The following is a 16,439-nucleotide window of genomic DNA, read 5'->3' as shown; positions in this document are numbered from 1 at the left end:
TGATGCGTGCGAAGAACCACGGCTGAAGCATTGTTCTACAGGGCACCGAAAAAGCTATGATGACTCTTGCTGTGGTTCTTTTCTCATTGGTGGCTACACACGCCGACATCGACCTCGAGACCGTCGCTCAATTGAGCAACGGTTCATCTGAGGTTGCCTCCTCCGCCCTCGCCGATTCCCAACTCGTTTCGGGCGCCGTGGTCCTTGCGACCTGCAATCGCTACGAAATCTACGGCGAGACGCCCCATGCGGACAACCTTGAGGCGGCCCGTTCGGAATTGATCAGCCAGATCAGCAGCCTGAGCGGACTCAACGAGCAAGTGGTCTCCCATGCCTTCAGCACCCGGAGCGGCCCGGAAGTCAGCCGGCACCTCTTCGCCGTCAGCGCCGGACTGGATTCCGCCGTCGTCGGAGAACGCGAAATCGCCGGCCAGGTCCGCCGCGCCCTGATCACCGCCCAGCACGAAGGAACGGCGAGTTCCGGACTGGTGCGCCTGTTCCAGGCGGCTTCGAAGACCGCCAAGGACGTTGGAGCGCAGACGGCTTTGGGATCACGGGGATTGTCCATCGTGTCAGTGGCACTTGACCTCGCCACCGACCTCTCGGACAGCACCGATTGGACCACGAAGAAAGTGGTGGTCTTCGGGACGGGCGCCTACGCCGGCGCAACCATGTCCTTGCTCCGTGAACGTGGCTGCACCGACGTCTCCGTCTACTCCTCCTCCGGCCGGGCCGAGGCTTTCGTGGCAACGCGTGGCGGAACAGCGCTCGACGCCGAAACTCTTCCAGCCGCCGTCGCCGCGGCTGACGTCATGATCGGCTGCAGCGGCTCGGATACCCGGGTTGAGGCCGCCGACCTCGCGAAGGTGCGCGAGTCGTCCACGCAGACCCTCATCGCGATCGACCTCGCACTCACCCACGATTTCGATCCCGCGGTCGGCGAGCTCGACGGCGTCGAGCTCCTGACGCTCGAATCCGTCCGATTGGCTGCACCCCAGGAACAGGCGGAATCGCTGGCCCAGGCGAGCACGATTGTGTCCGGCGCTGCGACTGCCTTCGAGCAGGCACGCGAAGCCCGCTCGGCCGATTCCGCCATCGTGGCCTTGCGGCGGCACACCATGAACGTGCTCGACGCCGAGATGGAGAAAGTCCGGGCCCGCCACGGTTGCACTGCCGCCGCTGAAGAGGTGGAGTTCGCTTTGCGCCGCATGGTCAAGCAATTGCTCCACATCCCCACGGTTCGTGCCCGTGAGCTCGCCGCCAACGGCCAGCAGGACGAGTACGTCGCGGCCCTGGAAGCGCTATACGGCATCCAGGTTGAGCAGCGGCCCCCCAAGGCTCCGGCTGCCGAATGCCCGGTAGATCACGAGCCCGAAGCCGAGGAAATGGGTCCCGGCGGCGGTCCCGGCGGGCTTCGCGCGGAGAGCGCCTAACCCCACTCCCCCTGAGCATGCTCCGCGCTCACGGCCACCACTGGGCATAACCCCGCTATGCCCATCCCTCACCACAAACACCGAGCATGCTCCACGTTCGCCGGCACCGACGGGCATAACGCACCCAAGCCAATGAGCATGCGCCGCGCTCACGGCCACCACTGGGCACAACCCCGCTATGCCCATCCTTCGCCACAAAGAATGAGCATGTCCCTAGGTAAGGACAGGGTCAGGCGAACGCGTTGACTCCGGTCATTTCCGCCGAAACTTCCCACAACCGTGCCGCGGCTTCCGGGTCAATTGCGTGCGCATCGACCCCTTGGTACCGGGCAAGGGGGGATTCCGGATCTGTGGGCTTGGCGATATCGCAGTCTTCGCAATACACCCCGCCCTTTCCTTCGAGGGCCGGGGAGGTCGCAGCCCAAGTCGATGTCGCAGCTCCTTGCTCGGGAGTCTTGAACCCTTCCCGTACGTTGCCTTCGGCATCCATCCATCCTGCGGCAACCATTTCTTCGCGGGGCAGGTGACGCTGCAACTCCGTCATGATGCCGCCGGGATGCACGGCAAAAGCCCGGACGCCGGCGGATTTACCCAAGCGGTCCAGTTGGACCGCGAACAACGCATTTGCTGTCTTCGCCTGACCGTAGGCCTTCCATTTGTCGTATCCGGCGTCGAAATTGATGTCCTCGAAGCGGACTGGCGAAAGCTTGTGCCCTGTGGAGGACAATGCGACCACGCGGGCCGAACCGGCAGCAGCCAAGGCGGGCCAGAGTGTGTTGACGAGGGTGAAGTGGCCCAAATGGTTCGTGGCGAACTGCGATTCCCAACCGGGGCCGATGCGTTGTTCCGGGCTCGCCATGATGGCCGCGTTGTTGATGAGGATGTCCAGCGTCGGGTTGGCGGCGAGAAACCGCGTCGCGAAGTCCTTCACGGCTTCCTGGTCCGCCAAATCCAAGGCCTCGACCGTCACGTCCGCGCTGGCAAGGCCGGCTGCCGCAAGCACTTCCCGGGCGTGTTCGGGCCGCCTCGCGGGAACGGTCACCCGCGCACCGGCCGAACTCAGCGCCCGCACGGTTTCGAGGCCGAGCCCGGAATAGCCTCCCGTGACGATCGCGGTCTTGCCATGCAGGTCGATGCCCTCGATGACCTCCCTGGCGTTGGAATAGTGCCCGAACCCCGATCCAATGGGCTGCTGAGGTGTGGATTCTTCGCTCACGTCAAGGCCTTTCGTTTCCGTCCAATGGGAATTCCGCCCCGAAGGGTACTGCTCAGTACACCGGCTTGGCCGGTTCGACGTCGCGCACCCACGCCAGGATCCCGCCGTCGAGATGGCTGACGCGGGTGTAACCGGCGCGCTGCGCCGCCGCAAGCACGGCCGCCGAGCGCGTGCCACCCTTGCAGTGGAACACAATGTCCTTGTCTTGCGGAAGGTCCGCCCACGCTTCCCCGGCCAGGATGCGTCCTTGCGGGATGAGCACCGAGCCGTCGATGCTCACAATCTCGTGCTCGCCCGCTTCCCGGACGTCGATCAACTCGAAGTCGCGTTCGCCGGCAGCGCGCGCCGCGAGCATCCCGGACAATTCGGTAGCAGTCACAGTTCGGACGGCGCCGGCGGCGGGCTCGGGCGTGATTCCGCAAAACGCTTCATAATCCGTCAATTCGGTAATCGGCTCGGCTGCGGGATCCTTGGACACTTTGATCTCGCGCCAGCTGCCGCCGAGCGCGTCATAGAGCGCCACTCGCCCCAGCATGGAGCGCCCGACGCCGGTAATCAGCTTGACTGCCTCCGTCACCATGAGGGATCCGACGGCGGCGCACAGCATGCCGAACACGCCGCCTTCACCGCAGGACGGGACAGAACCGGCCGGAGGGGCTTCGGGGTAAAGGTCGCGGTAGCTGGGTCCATACTTGTCCCAGAACACGCTCACCTGGCCGTCGAAGCGGAAGATCGACCCCCACACATACGGCTTACCGAGAATGGCCGCGGCGTCGTTCACGAGATAACGGGTGGCAAAGTTGTCCGCGCCGTCGAGGATGAGGTCGTAGCCGGAGAAAAGCTCAAGGGCGTTGGACGAGTCCAGGCGGGCGTCGTGCAACTGGACGTTCACCAGCGGGTTAAGCGCCTTGATGGCGTCCCGCGCGGACTCGATCTTCGGCCGGCCGACGTCGCCCACGCCGTGGATGATCTGGCGCTGCAGGTTGCTGAGGTCGACGGCGTCGTCGTCCACGATGCCCAGCGTCCCCACTCCGGCGGCCGCCAGGTAAAGCAACGCCGGAGAGCCCAGTCCCCCGGCGCCGATTACGAGTACCTTGGCGTTCTTGAGACGCCGCTGACCCGTCGCTCCGATTTCGGGAATAATGAGGTGGCGCGAGTACCGCTCAACCTCTTCCGTAGTCAGCGCATCCGCCGGTTCCACCAGCGGGGGCAAAGTGGACGAGGTCGGAGACGGCAAGGATTGGGCAGCAAAAGTAGTGGCCATACTTCAAAGTATCCCTGCCGCTGCCGCCAGGTCATATTACCGCGCAGTATTGTGGTCATAACTGCAAAGGGGAAAGGCGGCAGACAAGTGGCTGAGAGTTCACGTACCAAACAGGAGGCCCAGGTCAAGCCTGATCGGACCGTATCGCAGCGCTCGGCGAGGCTGCCCCGCGATGAGCGCAGGGCCCAACTCTTGAACGCCGCCTTGGAGGTATTCGTCGCCAACGGTTTCCATGGCGCGGCCATGGACGAAATCGCGGAGACGGCGCACGTCAGCAAGCCCGTCCTCTACCAGCACTTCCCCTCGAAGCGGGACCTCTACATGGCCCTCCTGGACAGCCACCTGGCCACGCTCACGGACTTGATGCTCACTGCGCTGAACTCGACGTCGGACAACAAGGAACGTGTCCAGGCCGTCATGCGTGCCTACTACCGCTTTATTGCGAGCGACGACCAGGCCCACCGGCTGGTCTTCGAATCGGACCTCATCAACGACCCCGATGTCAGTTCCAGGTTGGAGACTTTCAACCGGACGTTTGCCGATGCCGTCGCGAAGGTGATTGCCGAAGACACCAAGCTGCCGCACTTGGAGGCCCAATTGCTGGGCCGCGGCCTTGCCGGGATGGCGCAGGTGAGCGCCCGGTATTGGCTGGAGACGGACGGCAACCTGGACATCGATGTGGCGAGCGACTTGATCTACCGTTTAGCTTGGCGCGGAATCAGTCGCTTCCCCAAAGAGTCCTAAGCTACAAATAGAGCACTGAGTAAATTCTTTTGATTGGCTGGGAGGCCCTGCTGTGGAAATAAAGATCGGCATTCAGAACGTTGGCCGTGAGATCGTGCTGGAGTCCGCGTTGGATGCCGACGCCGTTGCCAAGATCGTGGGCGAGGCCATTTCCAGCGGCAAGGACCTGCGCCTGACGGATGAGAAGGGGCGCCAGGTCATCGTTCCCGGCAGCGTCCTGGGCTATGTGGAGATCGGCGCCGAGGAAGTTCGCCGCGTCGGCTTCGGCGCCCTCTAGGCAACACCCGACGCCGGCAATTTCAGGAACACCAGCGAGCCAGGAGTCCGCATGCTTTCACTTGTCATCGTGGTGCTAGCCACTGTCGCCACGGGCTTCATCGTCTGGGGCAACGACAAACGCCGTGGAACGTATGGAATCGCCTTGCCCGCAGGCGCCTCGGTGGCCGTTGCCATGCTTAGTTGGATGGTCTTCATCCAACTCGGCTTTGGCTATCTGCCCGGAGTGACCTGGATTCCTTGGGTTTTGCCGATCGCCCTGGGCACTGTGGCGGCTATCTTGCTGGCGTTCTTCCTGGGCCGTACCCGGGCAAAGCACGACCTCAAGAAGCTGACGGCAGCCCTGAAGCTCTGACCGCGACTTAGCGGCAGCGAAGCAACAGTGACCACGCACCGGCGGTGCGTGGTCACTGTTGTTTAACGTCACTGTTGCTTAACGTCAAGACCGTCTAACCCGGCTCGGTATCGGGGTAGCGTTCCGGCTGAGGCGCCGCTCCAAGTTCCCGGGCGGTCCTGCCCACCTCGGTGGCCGCGCTGATGTCGCGCTCGGTCACCTCACCGCCGGCATCGTGCGAGCTGTAGCGGACGAACACCCGGTTGTAGCGCCAGTCCAGGTCCGGGTGGTGGTTCTGGGCCTCAGCGATGCGCCCGACGGCGGCAATCAGCTCAAGCGCGGCAGCCGACGTCGGGCATTTGAAGACGGTGACCACCGCACCAGAGCGGTATTTCCAGTCCGGCAGCGCCGCCAGGGCGGCGTCGAGCGCCGGTCCGGTGAGGATTTGGTCCTTGCCCGCCATGTTCGTTCCTTCCCCGCCGTGCCTCCGTTCCTGGAGGCTTTACGCAACGGGCTGAATGCCGCTAGAGGAACTCGGCGCGTCCTTCCATGGCCGAGGACGCCAATGCGTGCTCCCGCCGCGGGATACGGCCCGCTTGCCTTGCAAGCCTACCGGCGATGACGGCATGTTTGAAGGCTTCGCCCATCTGGACCGGGTTCTGTGCGCGGGTGACCGCCGTAGCCAGCAGAACAGCATCGCAACCGAGTTCCATGGCCAGGGCGGCGTCGGAGGCGGTGCCGATCCCGGCGTCGAGCACCACCGGCACGGAAGCACGCGACACAATCAGTTCGATGTTGTGCGGATTCAGGATGCCGAGGCCTGTGCCAATCGGTGCGCCCAGAGGCATCACGGCGGTAGCCCCAAGGTTTTCCAGGCGAAGGGCGAGGACGGGATCGTCGTTCGTGTAGGCAAACACCTTGAAGCCGCGGTCCACGAGCTTCTCTGTTGCGTCCACGAGCTCGACGGCGTCGGGAAGGAGGGTGTGTTCGTCGGCGATGACTTCGAGCTTCACCCAGTCCGTTTCGAGTGCTTCCCGGGCCAGTTCGGCCGTCATCACGGCGTCTTTGGCCGTGAAACAACCGGCGGTGTTGGGCAGGACGCGGATTCCGTGGTCTACGAGCAGTTGGAAAAGAGAGCCGGTTTCCGACGGCGAGTACCTGCGCAGTGCCACCGTGGTGAGTTCGGTTCCGGACGCGAGCAGGGCTGCGCCCAGTCCGTCGAGGCTCGGTGCCCCGCCCGTCCCGGTGATGAGGCGCGAACTGAATTCGACGCCGTCGATCACCAAGGAATCGATAACAGTGCCCGCACTTTGGGTGCTTGTTGTTGTCATGGTTCAGCCTCCCTGGACTGCGGTAACGATTTCGAGTTCGTCGCCCTCTGCGAGCGCCGTGGCCGCCCATTGGCTTCGCGGCACCACTTCGGAATTGCGTGCGACGGCGACTCCGATCTTGAGTCCGTCGCTCGCCTGGCCGTTGGCGTCCAGTGCGCGTCCGGTGATGTGGCTGACGACAGTAGTGACCGATGCGCCCTCACCCAGGGTGTGTTGGGCGCCGTTCAGTTTGATGTTCATGCGTAATCCTTCGAGAGGTGTTGGCAGGTCAGGTCCTGGTCTCCGTCGGCGGAGGCAGTTCCTGTGAGTGGTCGTGAGAAGCGGCCGGGCCGGAATTTGTTCCAACGCGGATCGGCAGCGTTGTCCATGATGTCGACGCAGATCCGGGCGGCTGCCGGGGTGAGGAGCACGCCGTGCCGGAAGAACCCGGTGGCGATGATGAGGCCCTGCACATCCTCGCCGCCAGTGTGACCCGTGGTTCCTGGGCTTTCGACGCGTCCCAGCAGCGGCGCGTTGTCCGGTGTGCCCGGGCGGGCGCGGGCGGTTGCTTCCAGGAGTTCGAGTTCGGACACCGCGGGCACCAGCACTTGGGCGTCGCGCAGCAATTGGTAGACGCCGCCGGCGGACACTGGGTTGTCCGATGTTCCAGCGCCTGACAGGTCGTCTTCCCGTTGCGTCGCCCCGATGACCACGGTTCCGTCTTCGCGCGGAACGATATACACAGGCACCCCGCGGACGATGCCCCGGACAGTCGCCGTCACGAGGGGCTGGAGCTTGTCCGGAACGCGCAGCCGCAGGATGTCTCCATAAACAGGACGGAGCGGGAGGGTGAGCCCATCCGGCAATTCTCCGAGCGCGGCGGAACCGAGTCCGTTGGCGACGATCGTCTCGGTGGCGAGGACTCGTGTACCCGATTCGAGTGCCGCTCCGGCGACTCGTCCGCTGTCCCACAAGAGCTGCTTCGCCCGGTCGGGGACAGTGACGCCGTCGTCGGTTCCCGCGATCCAGGTGGAATCGGCGGGCTCGTGGTCTTTCAGCGCGGCGAGGATGGTGGCCGTAAGCCTGCGGGGATCCACTTGGTGGTCGCCGGGAATGGCGAACGCGCAGGAAATCTGCGGACTCAACAGCGGTTCCTGCTCCCGGGCCTCACGGACAGGCACCGACTCCACCTGGAGGCCGTGGGAACGCTGGACGTCCCGCAGGTCGGCGAGCGCGCGCCGGTCCGCGGCGTCCGCGCCGACGGCGAGGGTCGGCGTCGTGCGGTATCCCGTGCCATGTCCGGAAGCCGAGGCCGGAAGCGATTGTTCGAATCCGGGCCAAAGCGCCGACGATTCGAGCATGAGCTCCAGGAGGTCTTCTTCCTGGTAATGCAATTCGCTGACGGGCGCCAGCATGCCGGCGGCCGCGAAAGTGGCGCCGCTGGCCGGCGCGGGATCGATCAGCGCAACTGAGCGGCCGGATTTTCGGGCCTCCCACGCGATGCCGAGGCCGATGACTCCACCGCCGATCACGGCTACGTCGGCCCGCAGGAGGGCAGGCTGGAATGTGTTCTGGGGTTTTGGCTCGTCCATGGAGTCCTTCCCTACGCCGGTACTAGCCGGATCAGGTCAAGCGGTCGGCGCTGAAGCCCTCTCAGCCGCGCGGCGATTGTGACTGCCGCCGCGGCTCCCGCGGTACCAGCCCAGTTTAGAGGAACTACTCTGTTTTCCATGACCCTGAACGATGTCCACACCACCGCCCGTCTGTACCTCTGCACCGATGCCCGCAAGGAGCAGGGCGATTTTGAACAATTTGTCGATGCCGCGTTCCAAGGCGGGGTGGACATCATCCAGTTGCGGGACAAGAGCATTGAGGCGGCCGAGGAGCTCGAACTCCTCGAGGTCCTGCATGCGGTGGCACAGCGACACGGCCGCTTGTGGGCCGTGAACGACCGCGCAGACATCGCTTCCCTGTCCGGGGCTCCCGTGTTCCACATCGGCCAGAAGGACATTCCGCTGCGCTCCGCCCGGAAGCTCCTCCACGATCCCACTGTTATCGGTCTCTCCACCCACTCGCCGGAGCAGATCGACGCCGCGATCGCCGCATCGCCCGGCCGCAGCGGACTCGACTACTTCTGCGTGGGACCCGTGTGGGCGACGCCCACCAAGCCGGGCCGTACCGCCGTCGGGCTCGAGTTGCTGAAGTACGCTGCCGGCGCAGTGAAGAAGGCGGATGAGGAAACCGTGGGCGGCGTCGTGCTGCCGTGGTTCGCCATTGGAGGCATCGATCTCGGCAACGTCGACGCCGTCGTGGAGGCGGGCGCCAGCCGCATCGTCGTGGTGCGGGCCATCACGGAGGCGACGGACCCGACGGCGGCTGCACAGTCGTTGCTGGCAGCCCTCGACGCGGCGGCCGCGTAGGCGCGCACCCGCGAACAGGAACGGGCCGGGAGACAGCGCCTCCCAGGGGCCGTTTGGCAGACTCCGGGAGTTTTTGGAGTTACCCTGACTTTCGTGTCACATCAGCTAGCCCCGAACGTCAGCGAAGCCGCGAACACGCTGGCGGAAGCGCTTGCGGCCCTTCGCACGGAACTTGAGCTGCCCTCCGGCTACCCCGCTGATGCACTACGCGACGCCGAAGCCGCAGTGTCCCGCCACACGCTGCCCGCCGTCGACCTGACGGACATTCCGTTCATCACAATCGACCCGGCCTCGTCCACGGATCTCGACCAGGCCCTGTTCATCGAACGCGAGGGGAACGGTTACCGGGTTCTTTACGCGATCTCCGACGTTCCATCGTTCGTGCTTCCCGGTGGCGCGCTCGACGCTGAGACCCGCCACCGGGGGCAGACTTACTACGCTCCGGACGGGCGGATTCCGCTGCACCCGGAAATCATCAGCGAACGGGCCGGGAGCCTGCTGGCCGGGCAGACGTGCAGCGCGTTCGTCTGGGATTTCGACCTCGACGCCGACGCCGAGTTCCGTTCTGTCTCCGTCCGGCGTGCAAGCGTCCGGAGCCGCGCCAAGCTCAACTACAAGGGCGTCCAGGCGGAGATCGATTCGGGAACGGCCGATCCGGTCCTTCAGCTCCTCAAGGAGGTGGGGCTCAAGCGGGTGGAACTCGAAAGGCTCCGCGGCGGGGCGAGCCTGAACATGCCGGAACAGGAGATCGTGCAACTGCCCGACGGCGGTGGCTACCGGATCGTTGCCGCTCCGTCGCTGCCGGTGGAGGACTGGAACGCGCAAATTTCCCTCATGACCGGGATGGCCGCGGCCCGGCTGATGCTCGACGGCAAAGTGGGAATCCTCCGCACGATGCCGGCACCCGATGAGCGGTCCTTGCTCCATTTCAAGCGCCAGGCGGGTGCGCTCGGCAAACCGTGGGATGACGGGATCAGTTACGGCGAATACTTGCGGACCTTGGATGCCAAGGATCCGCGGCAACTGGCGATCCTCCATTCGGCCGGGATGCTTTTCCGCGGCGCTGGATACACGCCCTTTGACGGCAAGGTACCGGAGAGCGTGATGCAGTCCGCGATCGGCGCACCGTACGCCCATACGACGGCTCCGCTACGCCGCTTGATCGATCGCTTCGTCCTGGTCATTTGCGAAGCACTCAGTGCCGGGACGGCGATCCCGGCGTGGGCGCGTGACGCCCTGCCGAGCCTGCCGGAGATCATGGCGTCTTCCGACCAGCTTGCGGCCCGGATGGAGCGGCTCGCGCTCGACACCGTGGAAGCTGCCCTCTTGGTGAACCATGTCGGCCAGGAATTCGACGCAGTGGTTATTGCCGGGTCAAAGCCCTCGAAGAACAACGGAAACGGCAATGGAAATGGGAACGGCGCCAACGGTAACGGCAACGGCCACCCCTACGGCACCGTCCAGATCGCAGAGCCCGCGGTCACCGCACGCTGCGAGGGAGAGCTCGAGTCCGGGACGAAGGTCCGGGTAAAGCTACTTGACGCCAACATCGCCACGCGCCAAATCACGTTCGAACTGCTTTCCCAGGCCGATGCCTTGGGCGTTCAGGAGCCCTGATCCGGGTTTTCCCACGTCCTCACGCTAGACTGTGGGGGTAGTAATGGATGCCCGGTCGTTGATTCAGTTAAATTCTTGACATCAACAAGCCCGCCCCTACGCGATCTTGAGATACACCAGCTGGTCCCCAGTGCCAGTATTTAGATAGCCCGCGATCGGCTTCCACTGGATTTGCCCGCGCGCCATCCGTGCTCCGGAACGGCATTGCCACCACCGTTGAGCACGCAGCGCGGCCTAAATGAATAAGGAAACTCCACCGTGAGTGAATTGCACACCCATGAAGTCCTGACAGACGGAACAGAAACGATTGAGCCCGAAGAAACCATCTCTTCGGACGAGACGCCCCACGAGATAGCCGAAAAGTCCTTCGCCGACTACAACGTCCGCGCGGACATCGTCGAATCCCTCGCCGACGCAGGGATCACCCACCCGTTCCCCATCCAGGCCATGACCCTTCCGGTAGCCCTCGGCGGCCACGACATCATCGGCCAAGCCAAGACCGGTACCGGAAAGACCCTCGGGTTCGGCATCCCGGCCCTCCAGCGCATCGTGGGACGGGACGATCCGGGCCACGACAAACTGGCGGTCCCGGGTGCACCGCAGGCCTTGGTGATCGTCCCCACGCGCGAACTCGCCGTGCAGGTGGCCAACGACCTCCAGACCGCTTCCAGGAAGCGCAATGCCCGGATCGCCACGATCTACGGCGGCCGCGCCTACGAACCCCAGATCGAAGCCTTGCAGAAGGGCGTGGAGATTGTGGTGGGCACTCCGGGCCGCCTGATCGACCTCTACAAGCAGCGCCACCTGAGCCTGAAGAACGTCCGGATGGTCATCCTCGACGAAGCCGACGAGATGCTTGACCTCGGATTCCTCCCCGACGTAGAGACTCTCATTGCCGCCACCCCCGCGGTCCGGCAGACCCTCCTCTTCTCCGCGACGATGCCCGGTCCGGTCATCGCGATGGCCCGCCGCTACATGACGCAGCCAACACACATCCGAGCTGCGGATCCGAACGACGAAGGCCTGACCAAGCGGGACATCCGCCAGTTGATCTACCGTGCCCACAGCATGGACAAGACCGAGGTCGTGTCCCGGATCCTGCAGGCCCGCGGCCGTGGCCGGACCATCATCTTCACGAAGACCAAACGCACCGCGGCCAAAGTCGCCGAGGAACTGGTCGACCGCGGCTTCGCGGCTGCGGCCATCCACGGCGATCTCGGCCAAGGTGCGCGCGAGCAGGCCCTGCGGGCCTTCCGGAACAACAAAGTGGACGTCCTGGTGGCAACGGATGTCGCCGCCCGCGGCATCGACGTCGACGACGTCACGCACGTCATCAACTACCAGTGCGTCGAGGACGAGAAGATTTACCTGCACCGCGTTGGCCGCACCGGCCGTGCCGGCAACAAGGGAACCGCGGTCACGTTTGTGGACTGGGACGAAGTCCCCCGCTGGGCCCTGATCAACAAAGCCCTCGGCCTGGACACGCCGGAACCCGTGGAAACCTATTCCTCCTCCCCGCACCTCTTCAGCGACCTCGACATTCCGGAAGGCACCAAGGGCCGCTTGCCCCGGAACCAGCGCACCCTTGCCGGAGTCGACGCGGAAGTCCTCGAAGACCTAGGCGAGACCGGCAAGAAGACTTCCCGTTCGCGCGGCGGCTCGGCCGGCGGACGCTCGGGGCGCGACGGCGGTCGCGACGGACGCCGGGCAGCCAAGTCCGGAGACGCTTCCTCGAAGGAAAGCACGGGCGAGGGCGGACGCACCCGCACGCGCCGCCGTCGTACGTCCAATGGCGAAGCAGCCGCAACAGAAGGTTCGGCCCAGACTGCAGACGCCCAGTCCGGCGAAGCCACCGAGAAGCCGGCCCGTGCCCGCCGCTCGCGCACCCGCCGGCGCAACGGCGAAGTGGTCTCCACCCCGGCCACGTCCGCCGAGAGCACCGAGGCTTAACGGCCTCAATGACTGACATTGTTTGGGCGCCGGACGGCAGCAACCTGGTGGTGCACGCGGACAACGCGGTATTCCTCCCGACGCTGCCGGACGGCGCCTTCACACTGATCTATGTGGACCCGCCTTTCAACACGGGGCGCGTCCAACGGCGGCAAGAGACGCGCATGGTCCGCAACGCCGAAGGCGACGGCGACCGCGTCGGGTTCAAGGGGCGTTCCTACGACACCATCAAGGGCGCCCTGCACAGCTACGACGACGCCTTCAGCGACTACTGGTCGTTCCTCGAACCGCGCCTCCTGGAGGCCTGGCGGCTCCTCGCCGACGACGGAACACTGTACCTGCACCTCGACTACCGGGAAGTGCACTACGCCAAGGTGATGCTGGACTCGATCTTCGGCCGCGAGTGCTTCCTCAACGAGATCATCTGGGCCTACGACTACGGCGCCCGGGCCAGGAACCGCTGGCCCACCAAGCACGACAACATCCTCGTGTACGTCAAGAACCCGGGTAAATACCACTTCGACAACGCGGAAGTGGACCGGGAACCATACATGGCGCCAGGCCTCGTCACGCCGGCCAAGCGCGAACTGGGAAAGCTCCCCACCGACGTGTGGTGGCACACGATCGTCTCGCCTACAGGCAAGGAAAAGACCGGCTATCCCACGCAAAAGCCGGAGGGCCTCGTCCGCAGGATCGTCACGGCGTCCAGCAGGCCCGGCGATTGGTGCCTGGACTTCTTCGCCGGCTCGGGCACGCTGGGCTCGGTGGCGGCGAAACTGGACCGCAAGTTCGTGTGCGTGGACCAGAACGCCCCCGCCATCGAAGTGATGCGGAAGCGGTTGGAAGGAAAGGCCGTCTTCCACCCCTCCTAGGGCGCGGGTCCGCCCAGGGCGCGGTCACTTCCCGCGTCCGGCGCGGGCGGTCAGCGGACGACCTTGCTCCCGGTTCCGAGTTCCTCGATCAACGCCAGGACCTCCGGAGACGTCAGGTTTTCCCCCAGCAGGTTGGGCTTTCCGGTTCCGTGGTAGTCCGAGGAGCCCGTCATGAACAATCCGTGCTCCGCGGCAAGGCGCCGCAGGAAGGCCCGGCCTTCTTCCGGATTGTCGCGGTGATCGACCTCGAGTCCCTGCAGGCCCGCGTCAATCATTTCGCGGTAGGTGCGCTCGCCCACCACGCGGCCCCGAGCCGAAGCGACCGGATGGGCGAAGACCGCTACGCCGCCCGCCGCCCGTACAAGTTCGACGGCGATGGCGGGGTCCGGCGCGTAATGCTGGACGAAGTAGCGCGAATGGGAGGTCAGGATCGCGGCGAAAGCCTCCGACCGGTCCGCCACCGCGCCCGCGGCCACGAGGGCATCGGCGATGTGCGGCCGCCCCACCGTCGCACCGGGCGCCACGTGGTGGATGACATCATCCCAAGTCAAGGGATAGTCCTCGGCCAACAACGTGACCATCCTCTTCGCGCGCGTGAGCCGCGCATCCTTCGCCTTGGTGATTTCGTCAAGCAAGCCGGGGTGCGCGGGATCGTGGAGGTAGCTCAGGAGGTGGACGCTGATTCCCTCCCGGGTGCGGCACGAGATCTCCATGCCCGGCACGAACGCCAGGCCATATTCACGCGCCGCGACTGACGCCTCGTCCCAGCCAAGAGTGGAGTCGTGGTCGGTCAACGCGACGGCGTCCAAGCCTGCTGCAGACGCCGAGGCGATCACTCCAGCGGGAGGCTCGGTGCCGTCGGAAACATTGGAGTGCGCGTGCAGGTCGATCTTCACCCATCAAGCGTATTTGATCGGGGCCCGCTTGCGCCGGTGCGCCGTTGGCCTAGCGTCGGCCTTGATGGGACGATGGGACGGTGAATGATGCACATAACACCCAAAACGGTGAAAACACAGCCTCCCAGCCGTTGGAGGAGCGCGTCAACAACCGCTCCCAGCGGCCCACGTCGGACGCCTTCAAGGCGTTCATGGCCAGCAACTGGGCTCCCGCCCCGCAGGAAACCCCTGCACGGGACGCCGTTGCGGACCATGCGGCAACCCGTCGCAGGGTCATCTCGGAGAAGTTCCCCGCAGTCCGCCTGGTCATCCCGGCAGGTCCTCTCAAGGTCCGTTCGAACGATTGCGACTACCGCTTCCGTCCCCATTCCGCTTTCGCCCACCTCACCGGCCTGGGCCTGGACCACGAGCCCGACGCTGTGCTCGTCCTGGAACCCGTAGAGGAAGGAACCGGCGACGACGGCGGCAACCACCTCGCGACGCTCTACTTCCGTCCGCTGGCGGGCAGGGACACGGAGCAGTTCTACGCCGACTCCCGTTCGGGCGAATTCTGGATCGGAGCGCGCCCGACGCTCGCCGAATTCGAGGCCAGGCTCGGCATCAAGACCGCCCACATCGATGAGCTTGAAATCGCGGTCACCAAGAACGTCGGAGCCCCCGAAATCGGCGGCGTCGCCATCCGCTTGGTGCGCAAAGTGGACGACAACATCGACGCCCTCGTGGACACCGCACGCTACAACACCGCCAAGGATCCGGAAAACCTGGACCTCAGCGAACTCGACGCCTTGGACGAATTGCTCAGCGAAGCGCTCTCCGAGTTGCGCCTCCTCAAGGATGCTTGGGAAATCGAGCAAATGAAGACCGCCGTGGCCGCTACGGTCGAGGGCTTCGCGGACGTCGTCCGGGCCCTTCCCCGCGCCATGACCCACCACCGTGGCGAACGCGTCATCGAAGGTGCGTTCTTCGCGCGCGCACGCGAAGAAGGTAACGAGCTTGGCTACGACACCATTGCCGCCTCTGGAAACAACGCAACGGTGCTGCACTGGACCCGGAACACGGGCGAGGTCAAGGCCGGTGAGCTCCTGCTGCTGGACGCCGGAGTCGAGGCCGATTCGCTCTACACGGCGGACGTCACCCGGACCATCCCGGCCAACGGAAAATTCACGGATATCCAGCGCAAGGTCTACGAGGCCGTCCTGGACGCCGCCGACGCCGGATTTGCCGCTGCCCAGCCGGGCGTGAAGTTCCGCGACATCCACACGGCCGCCACCACCGTGCTTGCCGAACGCCTTGCGGAGTGGGGCCTCCTCCCGGTGTCCGTGGAGGAAGCCATCAGCCCCGACGGCCAGCAGCACCGCCGTTGGATGCCGCACGGCACCAGCCACCACCTTGGCCTGGACGTCCACGACTGCGCCCAAGCGAAGCGCGACCTTTACCTCGACGGAGTCCTGACCGAGGGCATGGTGTTCACCATCGAACCCGGCCTCTACTTCAAGAACGAGGACCTGGCGATTCCGGAGGAATACCGGGGAATCGGCGTCCGCATCGAGGACGACATCCTGATGACGGCCAACGGCCCCGTCAACCTCAGCGCGGCACTCCCCCGTAAGGCGGACGACGTCGAGAACTGGATGGCCGGCATCTACGAGGACGCCGAAGGGTAGGCGCCACCCCCTCAAAGGGAAGGCCACGGGATCAACCATGATCCCGTGGCCTTCCTTTTTGCGTTTTGCAGAACCCCGTCTAGGTGTAAACCGCGTTTTGCACCTAGACGGGAGGTTGCGACCACCTAGATTCACCGATTTTGCACCTAGTGTCGCGTGTCGTTAATAGCTAGACGTTTGGGTGTTTGGGAGGATTGGTTATGGCCAATCGTCCTGCTGCTGCCCTGGGTCTTCGTGATGGTGATTTTGAGGCGTTGAATCGTCTGTCCAGGTCCTCGGCGGGACGGGCGGGACTCGCCCAGCGGGCGCGGATCGTGCTGCTGGCCGCGGAGGGGCTGTCGAACACCGTGATCGCCGAGCGTGTCGGGGCGACACGGACGACGGTCATAGGGTGGCGCAGCCGGTACGAGTCCGCAGGGATTGCCGGGCTGCATGATCAGGAC

Annotated in this window: 17 protein-coding genes and 1 riboswitch; of the genes, 10 read left to right on the top strand and 7 right to left on the bottom strand. The window is 64.9% G+C overall.

The window, feature by feature from the left end; all coding sequences use genetic code 11:
* The first annotated feature begins 71 nt into the window (after positions 1-71).
* Positions 72-1,433: a glutamyl-tRNA reductase gene (locus E1809_RS16495; protein WP_133205402.1), complete on the top strand. Its 1,362-nt coding sequence runs from the start codon at positions 72-74 to the stop codon at positions 1,431-1,433.
* A gap of 229 nt (positions 1,434-1,662) precedes the next feature.
* Here E1809_RS16495 and E1809_RS16490 read toward each other — a convergent pair whose 3' ends face one another.
* Together E1809_RS16490 and moeB are read right to left on the bottom strand one after the other, a co-directional pair.
* Positions 1,663-2,649 carry an SDR family NAD(P)-dependent oxidoreductase gene (locus tag E1809_RS16490; RefSeq protein ID WP_133205333.1) on the bottom strand — a complete coding sequence of 329 codons (987 nt, stop codon included), beginning with the start codon at positions 2,647-2,649 and terminating at the stop codon, positions 1,663-1,665.
* Between the two features lie 52 nt (positions 2,650-2,701).
* The gene (gene moeB, locus E1809_RS16485; RefSeq protein WP_165962348.1) at positions 2,702-3,913 is read right to left on the bottom strand and encodes a molybdopterin-synthase adenylyltransferase MoeB; all 1,212 of its coding nucleotides are present in this window, start codon (positions 3,911-3,913) and stop codon (positions 2,702-2,704) included.
* An 87-nt stretch (positions 3,914-4,000) separates the two neighbouring features.
* On the opposite strand from moeB, the gene E1809_RS16480 reads away from it, so the two are divergent.
* Genes E1809_RS16480 through E1809_RS16470 form a run of 3 tightly spaced genes read left to right on the top strand, consistent with a single transcriptional unit; the run spans position 4,001 to position 5,288 of the window.
* Complete coding sequence (locus E1809_RS16480) at positions 4,001-4,657, top strand: TetR/AcrR family transcriptional regulator (protein ID WP_374102704.1); 657 nt, start codon at positions 4,001-4,003, stop codon at positions 4,655-4,657.
* 52 nt (positions 4,658-4,709) lie between these two features.
* Positions 4,710-4,934 carry a DUF3107 domain-containing protein gene (locus E1809_RS16475; RefSeq protein WP_133205331.1) on the top strand — a complete coding sequence of 75 codons (225 nt, stop codon included), beginning with the start codon at positions 4,710-4,712 and terminating at the stop codon, positions 4,932-4,934.
* Between the two features lie 51 nt (positions 4,935-4,985).
* Positions 4,986-5,288 carry a hypothetical protein gene (locus E1809_RS16470; RefSeq protein WP_133205330.1) on the top strand — a complete coding sequence of 101 codons (303 nt, stop codon included), beginning with the start codon at positions 4,986-4,988 and terminating at the stop codon, positions 5,286-5,288.
* A 94-nt stretch (positions 5,289-5,382) separates the two neighbouring features.
* Here E1809_RS16470 and E1809_RS16465 read toward each other — a convergent pair whose 3' ends face one another.
* The 4 genes from E1809_RS16465 to thiO all read right to left on the bottom strand — a co-directional run bounded on the left by E1809_RS16465 (position 5,383) and on the right by thiO (position 8,169).
* A complete protein-coding gene (locus E1809_RS16465; protein WP_133205329.1) occupies positions 5,383-5,730 on the bottom strand; it encodes a 4a-hydroxytetrahydrobiopterin dehydratase in 348 nt (115 codons plus the stop codon).
* A gap of 61 nt (positions 5,731-5,791) precedes the next feature.
* Positions 5,792-6,598, bottom strand: a complete 807-nt coding sequence (locus tag E1809_RS16460) for a thiazole synthase (RefSeq protein ID WP_133205328.1) — start codon at positions 6,596-6,598, stop codon at positions 5,792-5,794.
* Positions 6,599-6,601: 3 nt separating this feature from the next.
* Entirely contained in the window at positions 6,602-6,838 is a 237-nt protein-coding gene (thiS, locus tag E1809_RS16455; protein WP_133205327.1) for a sulfur carrier protein ThiS, read from the bottom strand.
* On the bottom strand, positions 6,835-8,169 hold the full coding sequence (gene thiO, locus E1809_RS16450) for a glycine oxidase ThiO (RefSeq protein ID WP_133205326.1): 1,335 nt from the start codon (positions 8,167-8,169) through the stop codon (positions 6,835-6,837). The genes thiS and thiO overlap by 4 nt, the downstream gene beginning before the upstream one ends.
* Positions 8,161-8,280, bottom strand: a riboswitch (TPP riboswitch). Its footprint overlaps the gene before it by 9 nt.
* 27 nt (positions 8,281-8,307) lie before the next feature.
* On the opposite strand from thiO, the gene thiE reads away from it, so the two are divergent.
* The 4 genes from thiE (at position 8,308) to E1809_RS16430 (ending at position 13,436) form a co-directional block, all read left to right on the top strand.
* Positions 8,308-8,997, top strand: a complete 690-nt coding sequence (gene thiE / locus E1809_RS16445; protein WP_133205325.1) for a thiamine phosphate synthase — start codon at positions 8,308-8,310, stop codon at positions 8,995-8,997.
* Between the two features lie 93 nt (positions 8,998-9,090).
* Positions 9,091-10,614 carry an RNB domain-containing ribonuclease gene (locus E1809_RS16440; RefSeq protein WP_133205324.1) on the top strand — a complete coding sequence of 508 codons (1,524 nt, stop codon included), beginning with the start codon at positions 9,091-9,093 and terminating at the stop codon, positions 10,612-10,614.
* A 258-nt stretch (positions 10,615-10,872) separates the two neighbouring features.
* Positions 10,873-12,564 (top strand): DEAD/DEAH box helicase, encoded by a 1,692-nt coding sequence (locus E1809_RS16435; RefSeq protein ID WP_133205323.1) that lies wholly within the window; start codon positions 10,873-10,875, stop codon positions 12,562-12,564.
* A gap of 8 nt (positions 12,565-12,572) precedes the next feature.
* On the top strand, positions 12,573-13,436 hold the full coding sequence (locus E1809_RS16430; RefSeq protein ID WP_133205322.1) for a DNA-methyltransferase: 864 nt from the start codon (positions 12,573-12,575) through the stop codon (positions 13,434-13,436).
* Between the two features lie 50 nt (positions 13,437-13,486).
* On the opposite strand, the gene E1809_RS16425 is transcribed toward E1809_RS16430, so the two are convergent.
* Positions 13,487-14,332 carry a PHP domain-containing protein gene (locus tag E1809_RS16425; RefSeq protein ID WP_133205321.1) on the bottom strand — a complete coding sequence of 282 codons (846 nt, stop codon included), beginning with the start codon at positions 14,330-14,332 and terminating at the stop codon, positions 13,487-13,489.
* A gap of 80 nt (positions 14,333-14,412) precedes the next feature.
* On the opposite strand from E1809_RS16425, the gene E1809_RS16420 reads away from it, so the two are divergent.
* Positions 14,413-15,996, top strand: a complete 1,584-nt coding sequence (locus E1809_RS16420; RefSeq protein WP_133205320.1) for an aminopeptidase P family protein — start codon at positions 14,413-14,415, stop codon at positions 15,994-15,996.
* A 200-nt stretch (positions 15,997-16,196) separates the two neighbouring features.
* Positions 16,197-16,439 (top strand): helix-turn-helix domain-containing protein (locus tag E1809_RS16415; RefSeq protein ID WP_133204173.1); only part of this gene is annotated, 243 nt, incomplete at its 3' end.

Origin of the sequence: Arthrobacter terricola (genome assembly GCF_004354015.1) — a bacterium.
Taxonomy (GTDB): Bacteria; Actinomycetota; Actinomycetes; order Actinomycetales; family Micrococcaceae; genus Arthrobacter; species Arthrobacter terricola.
The sequence above is the reverse complement of the archived record's forward strand: the minus strand, read 5'-3'. Positions and strand labels throughout refer to the sequence as shown.

Bases quoted from the DNA above. Each gene is read 5' to 3' on its own strand.
- moeB (WP_165962348.1), bottom strand. From the start codon at position 3,913: ATGGCCACTACTTTTGCTGCCCAATCCTTGCCGTCTCCGACCTCGTCC.
- E1809_RS16470 (WP_133205330.1), top strand. From the start codon at position 4,986: ATGCTTTCACTTGTCATCGTGGTGCTAGCCACTGTCGCCACGGGCTTC.
- E1809_RS16465 (WP_133205329.1), bottom strand. From the start codon at position 5,730: ATGGCGGGCAAGGACCAAATCCTCACCGGACCGGCGCTCGACGCCGCC.
- E1809_RS16460 (WP_133205328.1), bottom strand. From the start codon at position 6,598: ATGACAACAACAAGCACCCAAAGTGCGGGCACTGTTATCGATTCCTTG.
- thiS (WP_133205327.1), bottom strand. From the start codon at position 6,838: ATGAACATCAAACTGAACGGCGCCCAACACACCCTGGGTGAGGGCGCA.
- thiO (WP_133205326.1), bottom strand. From the start codon at position 8,169: ATGGACGAGCCAAAACCCCAGAACACATTCCAGCCTGCCCTCCTGCGG.
- thiE (WP_133205325.1), top strand. From the start codon at position 8,308: ATGACCCTGAACGATGTCCACACCACCGCCCGTCTGTACCTCTGCACC.
- E1809_RS16430 (WP_133205322.1), top strand. From the start codon at position 12,573: ATGACTGACATTGTTTGGGCGCCGGACGGCAGCAACCTGGTGGTGCAC.